Origin of the sequence: Paracoccus sp. M683 (assembly GCF_007096355.1) — a bacterium.
Lineage (GTDB): Bacteria > Pseudomonadota > Alphaproteobacteria > Rhodobacterales > Rhodobacteraceae > Paracoccus.
This window is the reverse complement of sequence record NZ_VKDF01000042.1, coordinates 1-3,878: the sequence shown is the minus strand read 5'-3', so window position 1 is coordinate 3,878 and position 3,878 is coordinate 1. Positions and strand designations below refer to the sequence as shown.

General features: G+C 65.2%; 5 protein-coding genes. 1 reads left to right on the top strand and 4 read right to left on the bottom strand.

Annotated features, from left to right (window positions below; genetic code table 11):
* Window positions 1-248: 248 nt before the first annotated feature.
* Complete coding sequence (locus tag FNJ84_RS21550) at window positions 249-527, top strand: SH3 domain-containing protein (protein ID WP_114350851.1); 279 nt, start codon at window positions 249-251, stop codon at window positions 525-527.
* A 66-nt stretch (window positions 528-593) separates the two neighbouring features.
* On the opposite strand, the gene FNJ84_RS21545 is transcribed toward FNJ84_RS21550, so the two are convergent.
* Genes FNJ84_RS21545 through FNJ84_RS21525 form a run of 4 tightly spaced genes read right to left on the bottom strand, consistent with a single transcriptional unit; the run spans window position 594 to window position 3,706 of the window.
* Entirely contained in the window at window positions 594-1,301 is a 708-nt protein-coding gene (locus tag FNJ84_RS21545) for an SOS response-associated peptidase (protein ID WP_255471372.1), read from the bottom strand.
* Between the two features lie 22 nt (window positions 1,302-1,323).
* Entirely contained in the window at window positions 1,324-3,111 is a 1,788-nt protein-coding gene (locus FNJ84_RS21535) for an IS66 family transposase (protein ID WP_255471371.1), read from the bottom strand.
* Window positions 3,112-3,170: 59 nt separating this feature from the next.
* Window positions 3,171-3,518: an IS66 family insertion sequence element accessory protein TnpB gene (gene tnpB, locus FNJ84_RS21530; RefSeq protein ID WP_143795248.1), complete on the bottom strand. Its 348-nt coding sequence runs from the start codon at window positions 3,516-3,518 to the stop codon at window positions 3,171-3,173.
* Window positions 3,515-3,706, bottom strand: coding sequence for a hypothetical protein (locus FNJ84_RS21525; RefSeq protein WP_255471370.1), 192 nt, complete (start codon window positions 3,704-3,706; stop codon window positions 3,515-3,517). The genes tnpB and FNJ84_RS21525 overlap by 4 nt, the downstream gene beginning before the upstream one ends.
* Between the last annotated feature and the right edge of the window lie 172 nt (window positions 3,707-3,878).

Here is a 3,878-nt window from a genome sequence, read left to right as displayed (position 1 = left end):
AAGATCGACATAGCTGAACAGCGATCCGCCCGTCTCGTCCGTGCCCCGCATGATCACCTCCGCCGTCTTCTTGTCGGTGATGAATCATGTTCTGCAAACCACGTCGAGAGCCGACTATTTCAGCGGCCTGCTAAAGTGCCTCATGCAATGGCTGGACCTGACCGCGCCATCTGCGGATAAATAGTCCGGTCGCCGAAGACCGGGCAGCGCGAAGCTGCCGCCGATGCCAAAATCAATCAGGACCGATCATGCGCACTCGTCTTGCTGCCCTTCTCGCCCTCATGATCGCCACCGGGTGCACGGTCGGGTCCGGCGCCGTGGTCAAGGGGGCCGGGCCGGACGACCTGCTGAAACTGCGCGAAGGCCCGGGCCTCAATCACAAGATCATCATCGGCCTGCCCGACGGCACGCGGCTTGTCCGCCAGAACTGCGTGACGAACAACGGCAAGCTCTGGTGCAAGGTCGCGCTCGCCGACAGGCCCGGTGTCTCGGGTTATGTCTCAGCGGAATATCTCGCGCTGAGGTGAAAATGGCGCCCGCCACTGCCGCACGCGCACGATTATATCGCGCCGCCCGTCCGCGCCGCAGCGGCATCACTCCACCTCGATCAGTTCGTCATCGTCGAGCGGTCGTTGCAGGTGACGGGCCTCGGACCAGTCGGCGCTCAACCAGGTCTGGATATCCGCAGCCGAGGTCAGGATCACCGGCATGGCCTTGGGATGGATGCGCCCGACCACGCTGTTCGGTGCGCAGGTCAGGAAGGCAAAGAGTTGGTGATCGCCGGGCCGGGGCGTCCTCGCCGAGCCCCGGGTGCCCTGCCAGCCCGTCCAGATCCCGGCAAAGAAGAACAGCGGCCGCGTCCGGTCCAGCGCGAACCAGTGCAAGGGCTTGCGCCCGGTCACCGGGTCGGGCCGCTGGCCGTATTCCGAGAAGGCCGTCGCCGGCACCACGCAGCGATGCGCGACGCCAAGCCAGCGCCGCCAATGCGGGCTGGCGGTGTTGCGGATGTTCGTCACGCCGCTGTCCGGCGCATCCGGCGCCTTCAGGAATTGCGGTGGCGTCGGCATCCCCCAGGTGAGCCGCGCCAGTTCGCGACCGCTGCCGGTGTTGCGCAGCACCGGCGCCGGGCGGTCCGGATAGATATCCAGCGAGGGTTCAAGATTGCCGACACTGTCGGACATCGCCCCGGCAATGTCGCGGATCGCCTGCTGGTTCGTGGTCAGATTATACAGGTTGCACATCGGCTTGCCTCCTCCGGCCACGGCATGCCTGTCGATATGGGCCCGAATGGCGCCGATCACAAATCCCCCGGTGGCGATTGACTCACGGCTTAAACCGGAACAAATGGGGAACACAATGCCTTGAGTCCCACCCCGACAGGAGCCCGACACTGCCATGTCCGCGCCTCGTTCCGATCCGGCTCTCGTGGCGCTGCGGCAGCGGATCGCGGCGATCGAGGGCGATCACGCCCCGCCTTTGGCGGCGCTGCCCTTCGGCCTCTCTGAGCTTGACCGCCGCCTGCCCAAAGGCGGGCTGGCGCTTGGCTGCCTGCACGAGGTGGCGGGCGGCGGCAATGGCGCCACCGATGGCGCGGCGGCGGCCTGTTTTGCCGCTGGGATCGCCGCGCGCTTGCCCGGGCAGGTGCTCTGGTGCGTGACGCAGGCCGATCTGTTCGCGCCGGGGCTGGAACAGGCCGGCCTGCCGCCAGGCCGGGTGATTCATGTCGAGGCGGGCGACGATATAGGCGATGGCGGCTGCCTTGCCGCCGGCCTCGGAGCCGACGAAGAGGTAATTTTTCCTGCCGAGTGCTATGGCGCGCATGCCGCGTTCGGCGACGTTGTTGTCCAGTTCCAGCATGCCGTTGTCGAGATAGGGTCGCAGGCGCTCCATGCGGGTCAGGGCGTATCGGATCGCGGCTGCCAGTGGGGATTTTCCCGATATTCTGGTCAGTTGCATGGCCAGCCAGACTTCAAGCTCATCGAAGACCGGGGCGGCGTGGGTCCTGCGCAGTGCGGCCCTTTGGTCTGGTGGCGATCCTCGCGCCTCCTTCTCGACGGCGTAGAGTTGGGCAATCCGGGCGATGGCTTCTTCGGCGACGGCTGAGCCCTGCGACCGATAGATATCGACGAACTTGCGCCGGATATGCGCCATGCAGGCGACTTCGCGGACCGCCCCGGATCGATACAGTTCCTCGAAGCCGGCATAGCCATCGGCATGCATCCAGCCTCGGTATCGGGCCAGATGGTCTTTGGGATGCTGCCCTTTGCGGTCGCCGGAGAACCGATACCAAGCAGCCGGTGGCGTATCACTGCCCCATGGGCGCTCGTCGCGCGCATAGGTCCAGATCCGTGCCGTCCGGGTCTTGCCTGTGCCGGGCGCCAGCATGCGAACCGGGGTATCGTCAGCAAATATTGCCTCGCCTGCCAGCACATGGCGACCGATGGCATCTGCCAGCGGCTCCAGCAGGGCCGTGGTCTTGCCGACCCAGTCGGCCAGCGTGGACCGGTCGAGGTCCAGCCCTTCACGGTCGAAGATCTGGCTTTGGCGATACAATGGCAGATGATCGGCATATTTGCTGACCAGCACATGGGCCAGCAGTCCCGGCCCCGGGCGGCCACGTTCTATCGGGCGCGAGGGCAGCGGCGATTGCATGAAGCGTTCGCAGCATGCGCAGGCAAAGCGCGGGCGCACGATGCGGTTCACGATGAAGCGACCGGGGACGTATTCCAGCTCCTCGGTCACGTCCTCGCCGATCTGGCGCAGATGCCCACCGCAATCCGCACAGGCATCGCTGCCCGGAGACAGCTCGACCTCCACCCGGGGAATGTGATCCGGAATCGGCTTGCGCTTCGGCTTGGACTTGTCCTCGATATCCGGCAGCTTCATCCGCGCCACCATCGCGGCGGCTGCAATCTCGCTGGTTTCCAAGGCAAGCTGCAACTGTTCGATGCTCTCGGACGAGGCACCAAACCGATGCGCCCGATGCCCGGCAAGCTGGTGCCGCAGCTTTTCGATCAGCACTGCCTGTGCCTTCACCTCGTCCAGAAGCCGCGCCGTAAAGCTGCGCAGTTCCTCGGGGTCGTCGGGAATGGTCATGGGCTCGTCCAGCATGGAAAAAGCTTACCCTGCTGATGTCTTTCAGGGAATCCCGCCAGTTTCGGATCGGCGGATTACCCCGCCCTTAGCGGCTGCCAACTGCGTTGCGGCGTCCGCCAGTCGATCCCTTCCAGCAACATGGCAAGCTGTGCTGGTGTCAGCGCCACCTTGCCCTCCTTCGCCGATGGCCAGACGAACCGGCCCCGCTCCAGCCGCTTGGTGAACATGCACGCCCCTTGCCCGTCCCACCAGATCACCTTGACCAGATCGCCTCGACGGCCACGGAACACGAAGAGGTGTCCCGAGAACGGATCCTGCTGAAGCACCGCCTCGGCCTGCGCCGCCAAGGATGGGAACCCCTTCCGCATATCGGTCACACCCGCCGCCAGCCAGACCCGCGTATTGGCCGGAACCGGGATCACACCGACAGGCCCCGGATCAGCCGAGCCAGCGCATCGGGATCATAGCTGCCGCTGATCCGTAGCCGGTGACCGCCTGCAAGCTCGATCTCGATGTGGTTGGTTGCAGCGGTTACGATCTCTGGCGCCTTCGCCTCCGCGACGATCTCCACCGGCAGAAAGCGCGCCTCGTCCGACGGCGATGGAACCAAAGCAGGGTCCGGGGCAAAGCGGGGATCGCGCAGCCACTTGAAGGTAAGCGTCGCCTGTGCCCCACCTTCCGCATTTTCACGTGACCTGAGATTTCGCGCCTGATGGAGATTGGGCGGGAGTTTCGCGATGGCGACTACGGTGGAGTTTCTCAGGGACTATGGGGTGGACATC